Source organism: Pedobacter cryoconitis, from assembly GCF_014207135.1.
GTDB lineage: Bacteria > Bacteroidota > Bacteroidia > Sphingobacteriales > Sphingobacteriaceae > Pedobacter > Pedobacter cryoconitis_D.
On sequence record NZ_JACHCC010000012.1, the window covers coordinates 20983 to 39947 of the forward strand.

Below are 18965 nucleotides of genomic sequence, written 5' to 3' on the forward strand. Positions count from 1 at the left end.
TATGAAAATGCTTAATTTTTGAATGACTGTCTGAACTCCATGGGAGAAAGTTGTGTTTTCGCTATTCAAAACTTTTTCCAGGCGATCAAGTATTTGATGATTAGCCTTTTCACGTGTAACGAACTGGCGATTATAAAACCGTTCGGCAACTTAAGTGAAATCTAAAATCTGCATAATCTCTCGATTAGACTTTTCTGAGATGGGTAAACGCTGCTCAACGAACTTTTAGTTGCCATCTCGAACTCTGAAAAATCGAAACCAGGTGCGACTGCGCAGCTTACCAACGCAAAGTCCAATTTTGATGAAATCTCCGCTGCAAACCAACAATTCGGTTCGATGAAAGCTTGTAGATTACCAGTTTCTGAATCACTTAGTTCTATACACTTGTAATCCCCATTTGTATCTAAAACGTGAATGTTTATTGCTTGACCACCATGGAAGTACCAAAGCTCATCAGACTTTAAGCGATGAAAGCCGGAGAAATCATTACCTTCAAGTAAATAATAAATTGATGTGCAAGCACGTCTTAATTCACTTTCATTATGACGATGAACTTCGGCATGAGATCTGAAAATTTCTCTATAATAACCACCTTCAGGATGTGGTTGAAGATCCAGGCGATCTATCCAGTAGCTAGCTTTGTTTTTCATCTATTGAATTTTTCATATTTGATTACCATCTTTCTTGAAAACTTAAGTATTGACAATTGTAAATAACGTATTTCTATTGGGAAAAATTACATGAAAAATATGTTTGTTTTGAGACAGGAATCATTCGTGGAGCAGTAAGAATATCATTATAGGACCTCGCGTAGCCATGCATCGACCTTGCGATAAGAACCTATCCTCATGGCAGGTGTCTGCACCACCGATCACCAGGATTGTCGGGGATTCTAATAGAACACCTTGAGGGGGGAAGGTTTTAAGGCAGATTTAGATTTTTGAATCCCACTTGAATGATCCTTTTTCTTGGCATATGTAACCAAATCCAGGCCATGGCAAATGATAACCAAAAACCTGTTGCCCTGAACGGGCAAAATCTTCCAGAACTTTTCTGCGGCTAAATCCGGCAAGTTCAAAATCAATATCAAAAATAGTTCCCCACTCCGGTTGAGTAAATAACATAATTTCGTCATGGAATATGTCCGCAAGATGAGTGAACTTTTCATTACCGGATGTAATGGTGAAAATGCAGTGCCCTGGCGTGTGACCAGGCATGAGAATTGGTTGTAAACATTCAAATAACAAATCCTTTCCAGTGAAAAATTGAAGTTGATCTTGTACTATTGAAAAGAAAAATTGGATTTCCTTTTGTAAGGACAATAGAGATTCAGTAGTATTTTTACTTTTTGAAAAATCTGCTTCGCCTTGCCAGAATTCAAACTCCTTTTTTGAAATATGGATTTTTGCTTTAGGAAATATCAGAGAATTTTTATCATCTATTAATCCATTTATGTGATCTGGGTGGGCGTGAGTAAGTATAATATTGGTTATATCTTTGGGAGCAATTCCTGCTAATGCTAAATTATCCAATAATCTGCCCGCATGTGGACTTTCCTTATAGCCATTGCCCGTATCAATCATAATTACATGTTCTTTGAACCTAATCACAAGAATATTGTGGGGTAGTTTGAAGTGCGGGGTTATTGGCCCATAATTTCTTAGTATCTCTTCCAGAATTGTTTTAGGAATACCAGGTGCAAAACAACTGTTTTCATATTGTACTTCTCCATCAGAAATAACTATCATATCAAGCTCACCAAGGCTGTGTTTTATAAAATTAGAAGGAAAGTATCTGTTAACGTTTTTATTGTCAGTTATCATTTTTTCAGAATCTTTTAGCTGTGCAAAACAACACAAATTCTCTATTTTTGTGTAAAAGACTAGATTAATATTCCTGGGCAATAATATTAGACCATTGGGGAAATGATACATGAGAAAGACAAAAGATTTTAATCCGACAAATTGCGCAGTCACCTATTGTCTTAATATTATCGGAGGAAAATGGAAGCCAGTTATTATACACCTAATCCGTAATCAAACTAACAGATATAGTTTGATGATGAAAGCAATTCCTGAAATAAGTAAACAAACGCTAACTAATCAACTTCGCGAAATGGAAACAGATGGAATAATTGAGCGCATAATTTTTGCTGAAGTACCCCCAAGAGTAGAATATAAAATGACATCACATGGAATGACTCTGTTGCCGATTATTGATGCCATGAAAATATGGGGACGAAAGAATATGGCTGGAAATATGAGCTCCGATAAACTTGACACTCGCTAAGTGAAAAAGAATTGATCTTACTTCGGGTAACTCTTTGAGGAATGGATACAATCCTTTTCAGGGGGAGAGGGATTCTAATAGAACACCTTGAAGGGGGGGGAGCGTTTTAAGGCAGATTTTGGGTAAATAGTAAGATTTTCAAGAGAGGTTGATGTGTGGAAGTATGATCATTACAACTGTAATCCTCAGTAATACTATTGGCAGATAATTTATATCTTCAATTATCAAAAGGTATGGAAGATTATAATGAACTCACAGCTAATTCGCTTCACTATTTCAAAGACGAAGCACGGAAAGCCTTTGCGCCGATCTGTAGCAGTTTCGGTTTACATGAAGAGGATGTTACCCTAACAGATACAGATAATTTGTTTCAGGTAACGTTTTCGAATAGTAAAATCCGGATCGTGGTGACAGGTATTAACTGGGGTATGAATACGGATATTAGTTTTGGGGTTAATACCATGGATAGTTACTTATATAGTATCGAGCAACTGATAAAAGCCCGAAAGCCCGAAATACCCATTGCTGGCAGTCAGGTTGAGCAACTTTTCGGATATTCTCATTACCTGATGACTTATGCTCCAGATATTCTACAAGGAGAACCTAGCTTTTTTAATCAGCAAGAAGCATTGATGAGGCAGGAGAAAGAAAACGCAAGGATAGCCATGGAAGCCGAAGCAACCAGAAAAATTTCTGAAGGGTATTTGAAAATTGATACGCTCTTTGGAGAACCGGTTTGGCGAAAACCTCGTCCGTTGTTGTCACCATATGGCACTATAAAAGATAAATTCCCAAATAGCATTGATGTAGTATTTGAAGACGATTTATTATGTTTCGAACAATATGAAGCGGTCGTTACCAATTGGAAAATAGAATTGGATGAGATTGTTATAAAAGATGAAGTAATTTGTGAGATAAGTACTGACAAAGTTTTGGTCGAAATTGTGGCTCCCCAGACGGGTCGGCTTATATGGTTACTGGAAGAAGGTATTGTATTTAAATTTCCAGGCCCTATTGCGTTACTTGATTAATGGCTGTCCATTTATATGCACTCGCTGAGGTTGAACGGGGATGATATGTAATTGGGATGATTTTTCCATTTCTTCTTACAGCAATGGTTAAAGATTTTGAATAGCTTTTGTATAATGGTAAAAGATCTACATCATTGTTAATAATATCTCCTGCTTTTAATCCAGCTTTTGCAGCAGGAGAATTGGCCCTCAGATTTTTAATGTGCTCTCCTGCTTTAATCGACTTAGGATAATCAAAGCCCAAATCAAAAAAACTAGCCTTAACAGGTTTTCGTTCAAAGCGCTCACCAAAAGCATTATCTGCCGGAATCAGCAACTTACCGGAAAGCATGTTTTTGTAATCTGCTAATGCCCATGTTCCAACCTCTTTCTCCAGCAGGTTTGCCCATGAATCTGAAGTGATCTTTTCTCCCCTTTTTTTCATAGCATCCAATATATTAACCAGCGAAAGTACAGCCAATTTTGCCTTGTGCTGCTTGAGTTTACCCTCAAGATCGGCAAAATACATTGCCCCTCTACTGTATGGCGTAGTCCAGGCATTAGTACCCGACCACATAATTTCTGGTATTTTTTGGTTCGGTATATTCCTCAGCTTATTGGTGTAATATACAGCTGCATGGTCATTTATTACCTCCAGATATTTTTTTTCGTCAATCAAATGGCCATCGTATAATAATTTTACTGAAAGATAGTCGGCAATACCTTCGACGTACCAATCTGTTAAATCATCGGGATCAACGAGGTCTGATACAAATACATGTATCATTTCATGGGCAGATAATATTTTTATATCTTCATCATTTATCGACATCTTTTTGGGAAGGTATACCATGAACGATCCATAGCTAGCTCTTCCACTTGACATTGGACTACCATTATAAGAGCGAAAGAAATAATAAAAAGGTGCAGTTGGTGAGCCATTCAAACTATCTCTTATTGTTTTATACGCTTTTGAATACCAATCGGCAGAAGTACTTAATTCGTTGTTTACTTCTTTTCCAAGACCATACATATTAAAGCCGGTAGTAATTTTATTGTTTGCATTTGCATATAGACTACCCGCTAGAAATTGTATCTCAAAAAGGTCGTCTAAGGATGTTTGAAATGAAATATTTTTACCAAATCCCTGACTGCAGACAGCTTCCTGACCATTATTTAATATCCAATGGAGAGTAATATTGATTTTTTTTGACTGATCAGGGAATAACAAAAAACTTCCGATTGCGCCTGACATTCCATCGCCCGCAGCCTGTAAATCCTTTACAGGCCCACTCCTCAACGCGATCCGGGGAGCTAGTGGTACAAAGTACGAAACCGTTACCGGGCCATCCTGAGCCCGTAATGCACTCCACTTAAGGAAGCCAGAACTATTTAATTTATCGCTGGCCTGAAGTTTAAGGGGAAATAGGCCCAAGCGATCTCTCACCTGGAGGTTGGAAACAGTATCACTGCTTCTTTGTAATGGATACATTTTATCGTATAAAAATACTAACCTCTCAGTACTATTGCTAAAATCCGTTGACAGCGTGTATTTTACATCGATACCTATAGGATTAACTTCATTCCCATATCTAAATTTAAGGCTTATTTGAGCTGACTGACTATAGCTTTTTAGCATCATCCCCAACAACAGGAAGAAAACAACAGTAGAACGTAGAAATATCATAGTTGTCAGTTTATAGTTCTCAAAAAAACAATTTCCTATATCCTTTGAATAAAAAAATAACTTCCAACTAAGTTACAATTATATAGGCTTCATAAAAATAAATAGTTTTTAATTGCCTTACGTGAAATCGTTGGCTCCAAAGAGGAAACTTTATCTTTTGTTTTAAGAAACGTATTTATAGAGAAATATCACCTTTAAAGATGGAGTGTTTAGAACACCCAGTATCAATCCTGCATTTGCTCATAATAAATCGATACTTAAGCAAAAAGAGCTGATCGAAGTGGAGCAGGTCTTTGCTGAGATTGATAGAATCCCATTTCGCGGAGGAAGAGGGATTCGAACACCTTTTGGTATTCATGAACTAATAATTTGTATGATTACTAAAATTCTTGTGAGATAGCTAAAGGATATTTTGAGTAAATAATTTCCTAAAGCTGTATGTTTATCATTTTTGTTTTAACAATTTATCCCATATTTTCGGGTTGCGACTCGTATGGAAAATTGCAAAGATCACGACTATCTCATCTTCAATTAAGAAATGAATCATGAATGGGAATTTTTTAATTACCATACATCTAACGTTACTATAACGTACAGTATAAACTTCAGCAGTTTTATTTAACTTATTAATCTGTTGTACGACTTGTTTTTGAAAACGTGTGCCTAATCCGTAAGATTGTTCGTTATACCAGTCTGTTGCTTTTTGAATATCATCTAAAGCCTCAGGAAAGACTTTAATTTTATAAGATGACATTTATGATTTAAGCTTTTTTGAGACCTGAGTCCAATCTAATAAAGTTTCCGGATTGGCTTTGTATTCAGAAATCCTTTCATTTACGATGTTCTGATGTTCTATAGGAATAGTTATATCTTCGGCCCAGATTACCTCGTTTAGCTCCAGTTTTTCAGATGGTGATAATTGTCTCACCGCATCAATTAATTGTCTAAATGATAATTCTACAGCGATCATAGTGTTTTACTTTAGTCCTTTAACAAATTTAGCTAATTTTTTCTAAAAACTGTCTAAAACAATGAAACCTGTGAGCCGTAAGATTGATCATTGTCTGGGAATTTTCTCGCCCTGCTCGTAAGTTAGTTTTTCCTCTGGTCATCCTCAGGATGGTATCCTAAGAGGATTAGCTCGCTGTGCTCGCTGACCCCTTCAGTGCGAAGGCTTTAAACCAATAAATGCTGCTTATCGAAGATAAGCAGCATTTATGTTTGGCGGGGGAGAGGGGACTGTAATAGAACACCTTGTGGGAATTTTTATCGTTTTAGGGCAGATTTTGAATAAATAGCGAGATTTGAAGTCCCAGTTGTTACTGATGAAGAACTTATTCCTTCTATTTTAAATAATCATTTGAAGATTCTACCAGTTGCTATTATCGACCTAATATTGCGGAGTATTATAATAAATACCCGTCGATAAAAGAATAAGTCCTCCAAATAGTCATTATTAAAAGTGTTAAAAAAAGAAAGAGATAAGTCATTCTAGTTGTTTTCCTTTTACATAATCTTCCAACCAGATATAAAAGAGTAAAAGATAAAAGTGTAATAAATAATAATATAACAAATCTTCCAAAGATAAAACCAAGAATTCCCCCCTCAAGTAAACCACTGTAGCTCGCGCGTAATCCTAAAAAAGGGGTAATAGTTAAAGTAAGAAGCAAAAAGCCAAATATAAAAACAATAGCTCTAAGCGTTGGATAGATTAACTCCTTCAAAGTCTTTTCTGAAAATATCATCAATAGTTGTGTAACAATGTTGCGTTTGTAAATATAATGATTAAGGTTAGAATTCGTCTGATTCATATATTCAATAGGTCAAATTGCCACTTAGAACCATCATAAGGTTAGGCACTCTTCAGTAGTGTTGATAATCCAAACCGCTATTTTTAGGTCAGTTGTAAGTCGAATCTCATCCATAATTGGGTTTTATTCAACGGCACACGCATAGAAAGAAAGCCCGTATCTCGCAAAGGCGGGCCAAAACGGCAAATTAGGATTTATTGGGCAATGGCCTTGAGCTATCGTGAAATGGCAAATGCTTTAAGGAAAATAAATTCAGTATATGAAATTGAAATATTGGAAGAGGTAATGGTAGCAGAAGCAAATGTTTTTCTATGCAGGTATAAAGACAAAAGATTTAATGTTTACTTTGACATAGTTTACGGACCCGAAATAAAAGCAGTTAGCTCCATAAGCGTGGAAAATTGAAAATGATTGAGGAATTAATAGTAGCAGAAGTTGGATTAAATTAGTAACATTTGTGGGCGACTTTGTCGCAACATCTTTTGCTATAAACCATTAAAATTATGCAAGATTATAATCAACTCACTGCTCATTTAGTTCCCTATTTCAAAGACGAAGCACGGAAAGCCTTTGCGCCGATCTGTAGTAGTTTCGGTTTACAGGAAGAGGATGTTATCCTAAGAGATATAGATAATCGGTTTCAGATAACGTTTTCGAATAGTAAAATCCGGATCGTGATAGAAGGTAGAAACTGGGGTATGAATACAAATATTTATTTGCAGATTAATACTAGGGATAGTGATCGTTATAGTATCGAGGAATTGATAAACGAACGAAAACCTGAAATACCAATTGCTGGTGGTCAGATTGATCAACTTTACGCATATGCTGATTACCTGATGAAATATGCTACTGATATTCTAGAAGGCGATACTACCTTTTTTAGTCAGCAGGAAGCAATGAGAAAGCAAGAAAAAGAAAACGCAAGGATAGCCATGGAAGCCGAAGCAACCAGAAAAATTTCTGAAGGGTATTTGAAAATTGATCCGCCCTTTGGGGCACCTGTTTGGCGAAAACCTCGTCCATTGTTGTCACCATATAGTATTATAAAAGATAAATTTCCAAATAGCGTTGGTGTAGTATTTGAAGACGATTTAGCATGTTTCGAACAATATGAAGCCTTCATTACCAATTGGAAAATAGAATTGGGCGAGATTGTTATAAAAGATGAAGTAATTTGTGAGATAAGTACTGACAAAGTTTGGGCAGAAATTGTGGCTCCCCAGACGGGTCGGCTTATATGGTTACTGGAAGAAGGTATTGTATTTAAATTTCCTGGTTCTATTGCGTTACTTGATCCTGTTAATAAATAATAATAGTGCCTTTATTCTTCTCACTAACTTCTAAACCGAGTAGTCAAGTCTCTATATAAACTTTCAACATATATCGCCGAACAACCTCTTTCCATTGCATAGTTTCGTCGCCCATAAATCCCAAATATTGCTACTAAGTGGTGATTGACTGCGATTTATAGCGAGCAGAATTTCTTCTTGTCAACTTTCTATGTCATCATCTAGTACTGTTCATAATTACTGTCCATTCTGACAGAAACGCTGGAGCCTAGGTATACAATATAGACAGAATTTCAAATAACAAATGTAAAAACAAAAGCCTTAATACGATCTGCAACAACCAGGTTTAAAGCAGTCGGGGGGATGAAAAGCTCTTTAAGGAAAATTGCTAGTACAGTATTTCATTTTTAACCTATTCCAATTGGTACAAATTTAATACACCAGGTTCAATTTTTAAATCGGGTCTAAAGTATAATATACCTGTTACGAAATGGCGGGTAAGCTGGTTACTGTTGGTGATAACAACGTCCGAATCAAAAGCAGGGTCTTTTCTCAGGAGCCTACCAGATTCAGAATCCAAAACATAAAAGTTTAGTATGAAAGGACCCTCCTCTCCAAGCTCGCTCAAAAATACATCATATTTTTCATTCTGCGGACGGATTTTCAAATCATCGTAATTTAATGTTTTAATCAGTTCTATGTCGTTGTAATAATTAATACCTTTTTTATCTACCGTTATTTTGGTGACATTACTTTTCGTTTTTTTTCGCTCCGTTACCATCAGCCATCCAAAAAACCACACCAGCGGTAAGGACAGTACAAGTATTCCTATTTTTAAACTGATTGAACTATGTCTTGAATTAAAAACGACTATCGTTGATACTATCAAAGCAATGGGTACATATACAGACATCAGCCACCCAAATCCTTTGATGAACGAAGTGAAAACGTGGGAATGCCTGGATGTTATTTCGGGGAAATTGTTTTTAGTAAATGTCATTTTTAAATTATGTACCTGTGCAATGTGGTAGTATTTGATTTTATGTAAATTTAAAAAGATACTACTAATAACACAGATCTGCCCAATCTAGCGCAAGTCTCAGCGCTTGGTCTGGGATTCCGCTAAAAGACCCTCTACTGTACTAGCTACTTCTTTGTAATTCTTACAAATACTTATTTTTAGGTAGTACCCAGGTGGTTGGCAATATCGGGGGAGAGGGGATTCTAATAGAACACCTTGAAAGGATTTTTGATATTTTAAGGCAGATTTTGGATAAATAGTCAAGCTCATTCCTAAATTTACTCAAAAACTCTTTTCTCAAAGAGAACTTTTAACTCATCAAAACTTTGTTTAGGGCTTTTGCAGATATAAATAGTTTGAAATACGTCTTTATTGAAAGATGCATAAGGATTATAGACCTTCTTTACTGCAACAACGGAGTTGAAATAGGACTCAAAGAAATCAATAGTTGCTTCGCCGTTTGTAAAGCCTATAACTGTTTCTGGAATTTTTCCTCCGGGGGCCCATAAGTAAAAACTACCATGATAAGAGAAAGCTTTTGGTAAACCATACATGCTGCCAAATAGATTTACAGCACCAGCCTGACTATAATGTTTGCCCCAAATTAAACAATCCTTCTGTTCTTTAGCAGGCAAACTATCATAAACAGCCTTAATGGCCGACATTGTTTTTACCCATTTACTTTTCGTGTAATATTCATCAGGTATCCCATACCTGTTTTCTTCTTTCTTCAACTTGTAAACACGGATGAAACTGTTTAATGGCAATATCATTAATCCCCATGGCAGCAGGAATAGCCCTGTCAAAATAAACAGCGTACTAACAGGATATAATAACCACCTTCGCCAGGCCAGTACCGTTTGTTCGAACCAGATACTGCCAAATATGATCAAAAATATGATCTCTGAAAAAAAGTAGTAATGCTTGCCTTTTGCCAGTGCCAGAAACAATATTGACAATGTGATGTAAACGGCTAGAGGCCGATAGGTTGCTTTAGACTTATTATTAAACATAAAAAAACAGCCAGGTAACCATATTAATAGAGTTACTGGGTTAAGGTCAATTATTAATTGGCCTAAAACGCCACTGACACTCAACTTATCCAGTTGCGTTTCATATAGGCGCGAAAACATTTGGAACATAGGGAAACTATGTATATACTGCCACCAAAGGTTAGGCGCCACAATAACAAGGAAGATTAAAGCGAATTTCCAGGATTGCTTGCTTAACAATATCTTTTGCGTGTTTTTAAAAAAGAAAAGACTGCAAATCCCCGCTATAAAAAACACGATATCGTACTTGGTTAAAAAACCAAATGCAAAAGCAACAGTTAAGTAGAATAAATTTTTGTTATTTGACTCTTTTACAAATCTTACCAGCAGGTAAAAAGATAGTACCCAAAAAAGTTCGCTGAATACAACTGGCTGAAATAATTGGTGTGATCTGTCAAACCCAGGCGAGACCATAATACAAAGTAGCGCGATAAAGACTGCTTTCGATTTTCCAGCCAATTCTACTATAGTTAATCCAATTAGAATCAAAATTAGTAAAGTGGCAATATGAGCAAAAATATGGTGTATAAATACCGAAGTTGATCCAAATTGATTTTGTATCCATGCCAGCCACCCAATTACTGGCGGGAACTCCATATAGCCAAAGGCAGGATAGTTACCAGTTGTGATGTGCAGCAATTCATCTCCGTGAAATCCTGAATTATAATCAGCGATTAAGTGCAGGATCAAATTTATCACGCAAAATAGTGTGATAATTAATGTTGTGTTTTGTGTGTTTTTCATGATTTTATTGAGAAAACCAAAGCCTCAGGAATAACTGCTGCATTGACTCTTCAAAAATACATGAACTCATAGACTATGCTAAAAGGTTGTGATGAGTAACTACGTTTTGTGATAAATGACAAGGATGATAACTAACAGGCTAAATTGGGTTCTTGCTGGTAGATCTGATCAAACACATTTAAGTATGCCCGTGAGACAGGTACTTTGTCTTCCGTGTTATTAAATGAGATTAAATATCCCTGTGAATTACCTGAAATCTTTACTACCTGTTGAATATTCAATATATACGAGCGATGACAACGTAATAAATTAGGATAGACAGTAAGTTGTGTTTCCAATTGTTTTAAGGAGATTCTTTTAAGTTCAGTTTTTAAAAAACCATCTTTGACGGTTGTTAAGGAAATATAATTTCCTTCTGCTTTGGCAAATAACAGGTCATTGGCTTTGAAATAGAAATCATCAATCCTAACGTGCGCTTTAATAAATATTGAAGGTACAGTTAAATACTGCTTTAAAGGTTCTTGAGTAACCGCATCAGTATGATAATTGGGAGATTTATCAATTGTGGAGTTAATATAAAGCTTAGTAAAAATTAAATAAAAGCAGAACACTAAGCCTGCTAAATAAGCATTTCGTATTTCTTCCCATAAATAGCGCCATGAAATGTTGTCTGGATTAGTATAGATCACATTCCGTAATAAAAAGCCTGATAAGCCTATAATCAAAAATACAATTGCTGCATGAAAAAATTCCTTTTTTAATGTCCAGTTATTTATCTGATTTCTTTTTCTGAAACGGGTAAGTGTACTAAAATATAAGTAAACGATCAATGCGGGAGATAGTGCATGTAAGCAGCAGATGGTTAAGTAATTTAATTCTTGTTCTGTCACATTTACAGTAAACGGCTTAAATAAGTAGAGGGTGACAAAAATTAATAAAAATTGGATCAACACAATTTTTGACAAGTGTTTCGATTGATATCTTAGCGGATAATCAATCTTATTATTGAAAAGTTGCATGCCAAAATTTATAAATTTCATAATCTGTGATGCGAATGAATTTACTTTTAAGTATCTGTAGAGTCTAGGGAAACAATTCTAGCTAGCCTGAAAATGCATACTTTAAGTTATCACACTTTAAAGCATGAACAAATCTAAAAACTTTAACAGATAACCTATCATTAGTTATATAGAACACTTACGATCAGTGAATATTTACTAGCTAAATTGAATTCCATTTTGGGGGAGAGGGGATTCTAATAGAACACGTGGAAGGTTTTTTTAGTGTTTTAAGGCAGATTTTGAATAAATAATGAGACTTTTATTTATATACCAGTTAACCTTCCTCAATATTTTATTGCTGATTCCTTAGCATCTAATATTCACTGGCATGAGTTTGAACTCGTGCCAGTGAATAAGAAATTACTTAGCTAAGTAGGTCATGCCACCATCAACAGGAAGTTCGGAGCCAAGCAGGAAAGAAGAATCTTCAGAAGCAAGGAAAACTGCTGTTTCACCAATATCTGATGGCTGCCCGATCCTGCCTATCGGCATTACACCTGCAAACTGTGTTTTCACAGCTTCAATTTGTTCAGCAGGAACGGAACTTATCAAATGCAGGTGTGTCTGTAGTACCCGGAGTTATTACATTTACCCTGATTTTTCTTTCTAGCAAGTTGTTTGAAAAGCTTTTCGCCAAAAAGATCACGGCAGCTTTTGCAGCGCCGTAAAGCCCAAACGATGGATATGCCCGATGTGCGGCATTTGTCCAGGGCAGAAATAATTTTTTAATCAGGAACTTTTAGTAGTGCTCTCAAGCAAATATAACAAGAGTATCGCTCAGGTGGTTCTACGATGGTTAATCCAAAAAGAAGTCGTGGTTATTCCGAAATCAGCACATATGAAAAGGATAAATGAAAATTTCAATGTATTTGACTTTGAGTTGTCTGCCGATGATCTGACAGCCATCAAATCGTTAGCTAAAGGTAGCGGACTAATTTATAGTGTTTAAAAAACGTTTGAAAATCTGACTACAACAATTACCAATCCAACTACTTTTTATAGCGCGACAATCAAGAATTTTGTACTTGAAATTTAAGTCAGTTTTAGAAATAATTAAATAAAGAATTATGCAAAAGAGAAAATTAGGAAATAGCGGATTAGAAGTTTCCGCATTAGGCTTTGGCTGTATGGGTTTAAACTTTTTGGATGGCAAAGCTCTTGATAAAAAAGATGCCATCACACTACTATGCAACGCAGTTGAAAGAGGTATTACATTTTTTGATACCGCAGAAGCCTACGGACCTTACACCAATGAAGAAATTGTTGGCGAGGCATTACAGCCCTATAGAAAAGACGTAGTAATCGCCACAAAATTTGGTTGTAAGGATGCTAGACCAGCAGTAGGTTTAGACAGCAGACCCGAAACCATCAGAGCAGTAACCGAAGCATCTCTAAAAAGATTAAAGACAGATTACATCGATTTGTTGTATCAGCACAGAGTTGACCCTAATGTTCCGATAGAAGATGTTGCAGGAACAGTGAAAGACCTGATACAAGAGGGCAAAGTAAAATATTTTGGTTTATCGGAAGCAAGTGTTACAACTATTCGAAGAGCACATTCAATTCAACCTGTAACAGCATTACAAAGCGAATACTCTTTGTTTTGGCGTGAGCCAGAAAATGAAATCATACCAGCCTTGGAAGAGTTAGGAATTGGTTTCGTTCCCTTCAGTCCTTTGGGCAAAGGCTTCCTCACAGGTATAATAAACAAAAAATTAGAGGATATCGACCGTAGAAACATTATTCCTCGTTTCAGCGAAGAAAATATAAAGGCTAATCTGGTTTTAGTGGACGCACTTTCTGAGATTGCTAAACAAAAAAATGTTACGGCCGGACAATTAGCATTGGCCTGGCTCTTAGCTCAAAAGCCTTGGATAGCACCAATCCCCGGGACTACAAAACTGCATCGTTTAGAGGAAAACATTGGTAGTATAAATATAGTATTAACAGCCGATGAACTTGCAAAAATTGACACAACAGTAAATGGAATTACACTTGTGGGCGACCGTTATCCCGAATTTTTAGAAAAACAAATAGACAAATAAAAATGAACAGCAATGCAAAATATTAAAGGGAAAGTTGTAGCCATTACAGGTGCAAGCAGTGGAATGGGTAAAGCCATTGCAATAGAATTAGCAAAAAACGGTGCCAGGGTTGTTTTGGGTGCAAGACGAACAGAACAATTGCAACAACTTGTTGAAGAAGTTAAAAGCAAAGGTGGTGAAGCCACCTTTGCTCAAATTGATGTAAAGGATAAAGCCGATCTAGTTAGGTTGGTAAATACAGCAGTTGAGCAATATGGAAAATTGGATGCCATTGTAAATAACGCAGGTGTCAGTCAATTAAGCCGCATTGACGAATTGGATATTGACGGTTGGGAAGAAATGATCGACATTAACCTAAAAGGCGTTTTGTATGGGATGGCTGCTGCAATTCCTATTTTCAAAGAACAACGATCGGGACATATCATCAATATCATTTCAACGGCAGGAATTAAGATTGTGTCCATGCAGGGCGTTTATGCAGGAACTAAAAATGCCATTCGCACGATTGCAGAGGCGTTTCGTCAAGAGTCAGATGGAAACATACGCATTACAGGCATTTCGCCGGGATTTGTGAAAACAGATTTTGCAAACAACATAAAAAACGAAGAAATGAAAACAACTATTCAAAAAGGAATGGAACAGATTGCCATAGATCCCATAGCCATTGCCAATGCTGTAATTTATGCAATAAGCCAACCTAACGATGTTGAAATTGGCGATATTGTTATTCGTCCGTCAAAACAAAATTGATTAAATTCGTAAACGAAAAATGCAACAACAAGCTAACATCAATCACATCAAAAGTATATCGCAATTGGTGCGTGTATTGGGGTTTTCTGCGCCATTGCACCCACTGATTGCATTGGTTGACTATAATAATGTTTCGATTGAAATGTTTCCAAAAGGGCAAAAAGTAAGTCTTGATTTCTACAAGATTTCCTTTAAGCCTACATTCACAGGACACATAAAATACGGACAGGGATATTACGATTTTGAAGAAGGCGGATTAGCATTTTTGAAGCCAAAACAAATTGTTTTTCCACCGGAAGACATAGAAAGCTATGAAGGTATCGCTTTGTATTTTCATCCGGACTTTATCCGAAATTATCCATTAGGAAAAACAATAAATCAATACGGCTTTTTCTCTTACGATGTTTCAGAGGCCTTATTTCTATCGGCAAAAGAAAAAGAAATCATAGCCAATTTATTTGCTACAATAGCCAATGAATTAGACAACAATATTGACAGTTTCAGCCAAGATGTTTTGGTGTCGCAAATAGAATTGTTATTGAATTATAGCAATCGTTTTTACAACAGACAATTTATCACGAGGAAAGCAATCAATCACGACATCATAACTTCTTTGGATGAACTTTTAAACAGCTATTTTGAAGAAGAAAACAGTCTGAAGAACGGCTTGCCATCAGTAAAATATATCAGTACAGAATTAAAGCTGTCGCAACGCTATTTGAGTGACATGTTGAGTTCATTGACAGGGCTAAACACACAACAATACATTCAGAACGCAATCATAGAAAAAGCTAAAGAAAAACTATCAACTACAAATCTTTCCGTTTCGGAAATTGCTTATGAATTGGGCTTTGAACATTCACAATCGTTTAGCAAACTTTTCAAGACAAAGACAAATGTTTCGCCTTTGGAGTTCAGACATTCGTTTAATTAAAGTCGGCAGAAAGCTAATGAATAAAAGCCACTTGCCACTAACATTGGTTCGATCTAAGTACTTAGGGGTACGACTCAAAAGCCTTTGATGAAAATTTGGAGGCTTTTTTGGTTTTTAGTTATTCGTATTAATCAGATTTATCATTACTTTCACCATTATCTCCTTTTCATCAGACTTAATCTCAGCAATCATTAAGGTTAATGCAACTTATGCATTATCTGCGATTCGATCAGGTAGTACCCAAGTGGTTGGCAATATGGGGGAGAGGGGATTCTAATAGAACACCTTGAGGGGATTTTTAGCGTTTTGAGGCAGATTTTGAGTAGATAGTATAGTTTTAAAGAAGGGTCTATGTAGGACGTAAGCTTTTGGATATATGTAAGATTACTCATTAATCTTTTAAAACTTGAAATCATTGCTAGGTGATTCGACTCCGGCTGAGAGTACGACTCAAAAGCCTTCGATGAAAATCGGAGGATTTTTTGGTTTTGAACATTTCGAATGTGGTATTGTTTCTCAAAATGTTTTTTCTAATCCGATTCTGAAAATAAGATCGTACTGAAAGATTACCATCCAAAGAGCAATTTGTATTAATTTTGATTACTGGTAATTTTAAGGTGTCTTAAATTTACTGATGTAATCATAAATCAATGGAGATCAAAATATATCAGTCTTTATTAATAGAGATAAAGGTTAGGATTCGTAGTGCTCAAATTAGAGCTGCTCTTTCGGCAAATGCTGAAATGATTATGCTTTATTGGGATATTGGTAAGTTAATTCATGAACAACAGATAGAGCAAGGTTGGGGAGCAACCGTTACGTCCCGGTTGGCCAATGATATTAAAAATGAATTGCCGGAGGTTAAAGGGTTTTCAGAAAGAAACCTGAAGTTTATGGTTCAGTTTTATAAAGGATATGATTTTGATGATGTAATTGGGAAACAAGCCGTTTCCCAATTACAAGAAAATACTGATAAAGAGCCTGATTTCAGGAAACAACTTGTTTCCCAAATTCCCTGGGGCCATAATATTTTGTTAATGCAAAAGATTAGGGAGAAAAATATAAGGCTTTGGTATGCGGAGCAAACGATTGTAAATGGCTGGAGTAGGGATATTCTAGGTTTAATGATAAAGAATAATCTTCACCTTAGACATGGGGAAACAATTAATAATTTCTCTAAAACACTCCCTGATCCTGAATCAGATTTGGTTAGAGAAACATTGAAAGACCCATATATCTTTGACTTCATTACACTTACTCAAGCTTTCACAGAAAGAGAGTTGGAAACTGAACTTGTCAAGCATGTAGAAAAGTTCCTTTTAGAATTAGGTGCAGGTTTCGCTTTTGTTGGGAGACAGTATAAATTGACTGTAAGTGATCAGGACTTTTACCTGGATCTTCTGTTCTATCATCTTAAAATGAGATGTTTTATAGTTATTGACTTAAAGAAAGGGGACTTTAAACCTGAATATGCAGGGAAAATGAATTTTTATTGTTCGGCAGTAGACGAGTTAATTAGGTATGAAGAAGATAAGCCCACCATTGGTCTGATACTTTGTCAGACGAAGGATAAGGTTGTGGCCGAATATGCTTTAAGAGACATGAATAAGCCCATAGGTATTTCTGAATTTGAATTAACGAGGTCCTTACCAAAGGATCTTAGGTCAAGCCTGCCAACAATTGAAGAAATAGAAAATGAATTAAAGAGTAGGGAAGATTAATCTCAGAACATTAGGAAATAAAATATTCTAAAATTAATGTAAAATAGTAATTATTAGATTGTTGTATCAGTTATTTTAATCAAATCTAACTTGGTTCGACTCCGGCACTGGGTACTAAGCCAGAATTAACTCTAATTTGAGTTCTAACTTTGGCCTTTTTATTTCTTAAAGTGTTGTTAATTATGGTAGATAAGTTCAATGATTGCTATAATCAAGCGAGGTGATAGCTACTTCTTTGAAATTATTACAAATACTTTTTTTAGGTAGTACCCAAGTAGTTGGCAATATGGGGGAAGAGGGATTCGAACACTTCATGAATTTATAGCTTACAAAGTCGCTGAAATTCTTATAGCGTTTATGGTAGGGAAAATATAATAAGTTTTACTCTGGAATTATTCTCCGGTTATTATTCTTTCTCTAAAACAGACTTTTGCAGCATCAATAAAAATGATAAAGCTTTAGTGTAATCCAGTGTAGGATACTCCAATCCTAATGCCCTTATATTATTATAATAAGTTTCATGCTGGGTATAGTAATATTTTTCAGATTGGATAAACCATGCCTTACTTCCCAGTTTTTGTGCAAGGAACCATTTTTCAAACAAACGTCCACTACGTCCATTGCCATCATTCCATGGGTGTATTTTTACAAATACAAGATGGATCATACTTGCAAAAAAGAAAGTCTCTGATATAGTCAGTTCGCTATTCAGCAGTATCTCCAGATCAGCGTACAATTTATCCATCTCAGAAGTCACTTCAAAAGGAGCGGCTGCTACATATTCAATCCGGCCATCTTTTGTCGTTACAAACATATTTTGATTTCTGAATTTACCTAGGTAGTTCGTGGATACGATATGTTTTGCTAAAAGTGTGTGCATCTCGGCAAACGTTTTTTTATCTGGTCTGTTTTCTGAGGCAAATTGATAAGCCAGATATAGGTCATCTATTTTACGGGTATAATCAGGTTGAAATTCAATATGAAAACGTTTATGTTTCACATAAGAATCCAATTCTATTGTTTCCCCTTCAATTTTACTTGAATAGACAGAGGCTACCGCATGGTGAAAGCTGAAATTATCTGTTGAAAGGGGAGTATCTTCTAATTGGCTAATGCTAATAGATAAAGCTTCACTAGAAACAACCTGCTTATATTGCTGAAGGAAATTTGTAGATAGGATTTGTAAATCTGTTTGTAGCATCTTTCGCGTATAATCTTCTTGGGTCATTCTCAGGATGGTCTCCTAAGAGGATTAGCTCGCTGCGCTCGCTGATCCCTTGAGGGGGGAGGCTTCAAACAGAAATGCGCTCGCTTCGCTCGTACGCATTTTTTGGTTTATGCCGGTCTTCGCACTGAAGGGTGCGGCCCGGCTTTAAACCAAAAAATGCTACTTATCTTCGATAAGCAGCATTTATGTTTGGCGGAGGAAGAGGGATTCGAACCCTCGGTACCGTTGCCAGTACGACAGTTTAGCAAACTGTTCCTTTCGGCCACTCAGGCATCCCTCCGTTTAAATTTGTTACCCGTTTTCCGGGGTTGCAAATATAG

At 36.2% G+C, this 18965-nt stretch carries 20 protein-coding genes and 1 tRNA gene; 9 read left to right on the plus strand and 12 right to left on the minus strand.

Going from position 1 to position 18965, the window contains the following annotated elements; all coding sequences use genetic code 11:
- Nucleotides 1–161: 161 nt before the first annotated feature.
- Both HDF25_RS20645 and HDF25_RS20650 read right to left on the minus strand, forming a co-directional pair.
- The gene (locus HDF25_RS20645) at nt 162–650 is read right to left on the minus strand and encodes a cupin domain-containing protein (RefSeq protein ID WP_184628302.1); all 489 of its coding nucleotides are present in this window, start codon (nt 648–650) and stop codon (nt 162–164) included.
- A 282-nt stretch (nt 651–932) separates the two neighbouring features.
- Nucleotides 933–1823, minus strand: coding sequence for an MBL fold metallo-hydrolase (locus tag HDF25_RS20650; RefSeq protein WP_184628303.1), 891 nt, complete (start codon nt 1821–1823; stop codon nt 933–935).
- Between the two features lie 109 nt (nt 1824–1932).
- Between HDF25_RS20650 and HDF25_RS20655 the strand changes: the two genes are divergently transcribed.
- Both HDF25_RS20655 and HDF25_RS20660 read left to right on the plus strand, forming a co-directional pair.
- Complete coding sequence (locus tag HDF25_RS20655; protein WP_184628304.1) at nt 1933–2289, plus strand: winged helix-turn-helix transcriptional regulator; 357 nt, start codon at nt 1933–1935, stop codon at nt 2287–2289.
- 197 nt (nt 2290–2486) lie between these two features.
- A complete protein-coding gene (locus HDF25_RS20660) occupies nt 2487–3320 on the plus strand; it encodes a biotin/lipoyl-containing protein (RefSeq protein WP_184628305.1) in 834 nt (277 codons plus the stop codon).
- Here HDF25_RS20660 and HDF25_RS20665 read toward each other — a convergent pair.
- The 3 genes from HDF25_RS20665 to HDF25_RS20675 form a co-directional block, all read right to left on the minus strand.
- Complete coding sequence (locus tag HDF25_RS20665) at nt 3301–4986, minus strand: hypothetical protein (protein ID WP_184628306.1); 1686 nt, start codon at nt 4984–4986, stop codon at nt 3301–3303. The genes HDF25_RS20660 and HDF25_RS20665 overlap by 20 nt on opposite strands.
- Before the next feature lie 445 nt (nt 4987–5431).
- Entirely contained in the window at nt 5432–5740 is a 309-nt protein-coding gene (locus HDF25_RS20670) for a type II toxin-antitoxin system RelE/ParE family toxin (RefSeq protein WP_184628307.1), read from the minus strand.
- Nucleotides 5741–5956, minus strand: a complete 216-nt coding sequence (locus tag HDF25_RS20675; RefSeq protein WP_184628308.1) for an addiction module protein — start codon at nt 5954–5956, stop codon at nt 5741–5743.
- A gap of 1066 nt (nt 5957–7022) precedes the next feature.
- Between HDF25_RS20675 and HDF25_RS25750 the strand changes: the two genes are divergently transcribed.
- A complete protein-coding gene (locus HDF25_RS25750) occupies nt 7023–7202 on the plus strand; it encodes a hypothetical protein (RefSeq protein WP_221450982.1) in 180 nt (59 codons plus the stop codon).
- Between the two features lie 98 nt (nt 7203–7300).
- Nucleotides 7301–8110, plus strand: a complete 810-nt coding sequence (locus HDF25_RS20680) for a biotin/lipoyl-containing protein (protein ID WP_184628309.1) — start codon at nt 7301–7303, stop codon at nt 8108–8110.
- Between the two features lie 391 nt (nt 8111–8501).
- Here HDF25_RS20680 and HDF25_RS20685 read toward each other — a convergent pair whose 3' ends face one another.
- The 5 genes from HDF25_RS20685 to HDF25_RS25950 all read right to left on the minus strand — a co-directional run bounded on the left by HDF25_RS20685 (nt 8502) and on the right by HDF25_RS25950 (nt 12613).
- Nucleotides 8502–9089 carry a hypothetical protein gene (locus tag HDF25_RS20685; RefSeq protein WP_184628310.1) on the minus strand — a complete coding sequence of 196 codons (588 nt, stop codon included), beginning with the start codon at nt 9087–9089 and terminating at the stop codon, nt 8502–8504.
- A gap of 299 nt (nt 9090–9388) precedes the next feature.
- Nucleotides 9389–10906, minus strand: coding sequence for an ArnT family glycosyltransferase (locus HDF25_RS20690; protein WP_184628311.1), 1518 nt, complete (start codon nt 10904–10906; stop codon nt 9389–9391).
- A 131-nt stretch (nt 10907–11037) separates the two neighbouring features.
- Entirely contained in the window at nt 11038–11925 is an 888-nt protein-coding gene (locus HDF25_RS20695; RefSeq protein WP_184628312.1) for a LytR/AlgR family response regulator transcription factor, read from the minus strand.
- A 402-nt stretch (nt 11926–12327) separates the two neighbouring features.
- Nucleotides 12328–12519 (minus strand): SDR family oxidoreductase, encoded by a 192-nt coding sequence (locus tag HDF25_RS25905; RefSeq protein ID WP_260409426.1) that lies wholly within the window; start codon nt 12517–12519, stop codon nt 12328–12330.
- On the minus strand, nt 12497–12613 hold the full coding sequence (locus HDF25_RS25950) for a hypothetical protein (RefSeq protein ID WP_317618240.1): 117 nt from the start codon (nt 12611–12613) through the stop codon (nt 12497–12499). The genes HDF25_RS25905 and HDF25_RS25950 overlap by 23 nt, the downstream gene beginning before the upstream one ends.
- 99 nt (nt 12614–12712) lie before the next feature.
- Between HDF25_RS25950 and HDF25_RS20705 the strand changes: the two genes are divergently transcribed.
- The 5 genes from HDF25_RS20705 (at nt 12713) to HDF25_RS20725 (ending at nt 17417) form a co-directional block, all read left to right on the plus strand.
- The gene (locus HDF25_RS20705) at nt 12713–12916 is read left to right on the plus strand and encodes an aldo/keto reductase (RefSeq protein ID WP_184628313.1); all 204 of its coding nucleotides are present in this window, start codon (nt 12713–12715) and stop codon (nt 12914–12916) included.
- 118 nt (nt 12917–13034) lie between these two features.
- Entirely contained in the window at nt 13035–14012 is a 978-nt protein-coding gene (locus HDF25_RS20710) for an aldo/keto reductase (protein ID WP_184628314.1), read from the plus strand.
- Between the two features lie 12 nt (nt 14013–14024).
- Nucleotides 14025–14762 (plus strand): SDR family oxidoreductase, encoded by a 738-nt coding sequence (locus HDF25_RS20715; protein ID WP_184628315.1) that lies wholly within the window; start codon nt 14025–14027, stop codon nt 14760–14762.
- Between the two features lie 19 nt (nt 14763–14781).
- Nucleotides 14782–15696: a helix-turn-helix domain-containing protein gene (locus HDF25_RS20720; RefSeq protein ID WP_184628316.1), complete on the plus strand. Its 915-nt coding sequence runs from the start codon at nt 14782–14784 to the stop codon at nt 15694–15696.
- A gap of 650 nt (nt 15697–16346) precedes the next feature.
- Nucleotides 16347–17417 carry a YhcG family protein gene (locus HDF25_RS20725; RefSeq protein ID WP_184628317.1) on the plus strand — a complete coding sequence of 357 codons (1071 nt, stop codon included), beginning with the start codon at nt 16347–16349 and terminating at the stop codon, nt 17415–17417.
- A gap of 406 nt (nt 17418–17823) precedes the next feature.
- Here HDF25_RS20725 and HDF25_RS20730 read toward each other — a convergent pair whose 3' ends face one another.
- Both HDF25_RS20730 and HDF25_RS20735 read right to left on the minus strand, forming a co-directional pair.
- Entirely contained in the window at nt 17824–18618 is a 795-nt protein-coding gene (locus HDF25_RS20730; protein ID WP_184628318.1) for a Fic family protein, read from the minus strand.
- A 217-nt stretch (nt 18619–18835) separates the two neighbouring features.
- A tRNA-Ser gene (locus HDF25_RS20735) sits at nt 18836–18925 on the minus strand.
- Between the last annotated feature and the right edge of the window lie 40 nt (nt 18926–18965).

Bases quoted from the DNA above. Each gene is read 5' to 3' on its own strand.
- HDF25_RS20645 (WP_184628302.1), bottom strand. From the start codon at position 650: ATGAAAAACAAAGCTAGCTACTGGATAGATCGCCTGGATCTTCAACCA.
- HDF25_RS20650 (WP_184628303.1), bottom strand. From the start codon at position 1,823: ATGATAACTGACAATAAAAACGTTAACAGATACTTTCCTTCTAATTTT.
- HDF25_RS20655 (WP_184628304.1), top strand. From the start codon at position 1,933: ATGAGAAAGACAAAAGATTTTAATCCGACAAATTGCGCAGTCACCTAT.
- HDF25_RS20665 (WP_184628306.1), bottom strand. From the start codon at position 4,986: ATGATATTTCTACGTTCTACTGTTGTTTTCTTCCTGTTGTTGGGGATG.
- HDF25_RS20670 (WP_184628307.1), bottom strand. From the start codon at position 5,740: ATGTCATCTTATAAAATTAAAGTCTTTCCTGAGGCTTTAGATGATATT.
- HDF25_RS20675 (WP_184628308.1), bottom strand. From the start codon at position 5,956: ATGATCGCTGTAGAATTATCATTTAGACAATTAATTGATGCGGTGAGA.
- HDF25_RS25750 (WP_221450982.1), top strand. From the start codon at position 7,023: ATGGCAAATGCTTTAAGGAAAATAAATTCAGTATATGAAATTGAAATA.
- HDF25_RS20680 (WP_184628309.1), top strand. From the start codon at position 7,301: ATGCAAGATTATAATCAACTCACTGCTCATTTAGTTCCCTATTTCAAA.
- HDF25_RS20685 (WP_184628310.1), bottom strand. From the start codon at position 9,089: ATGACATTTACTAAAAACAATTTCCCCGAAATAACATCCAGGCATTCC.
- HDF25_RS20690 (WP_184628311.1), bottom strand. From the start codon at position 10,906: ATGAAAAACACACAAAACACAACATTAATTATCACACTATTTTGCGTG.
- HDF25_RS20695 (WP_184628312.1), bottom strand. From the start codon at position 11,925: ATGCAACTTTTCAATAATAAGATTGATTATCCGCTAAGATATCAATCG.
- HDF25_RS20710 (WP_184628314.1), top strand. From the start codon at position 13,035: ATGCAAAAGAGAAAATTAGGAAATAGCGGATTAGAAGTTTCCGCATTA.
- HDF25_RS20715 (WP_184628315.1), top strand. From the start codon at position 14,025: ATGCAAAATATTAAAGGGAAAGTTGTAGCCATTACAGGTGCAAGCAGT.
- HDF25_RS20720 (WP_184628316.1), top strand. From the start codon at position 14,782: ATGCAACAACAAGCTAACATCAATCACATCAAAAGTATATCGCAATTG.
- HDF25_RS20725 (WP_184628317.1), top strand. From the start codon at position 16,347: ATGGAGATCAAAATATATCAGTCTTTATTAATAGAGATAAAGGTTAGG.
- HDF25_RS20730 (WP_184628318.1), bottom strand. From the start codon at position 18,618: ATGCTACAAACAGATTTACAAATCCTATCTACAAATTTCCTTCAGCAA.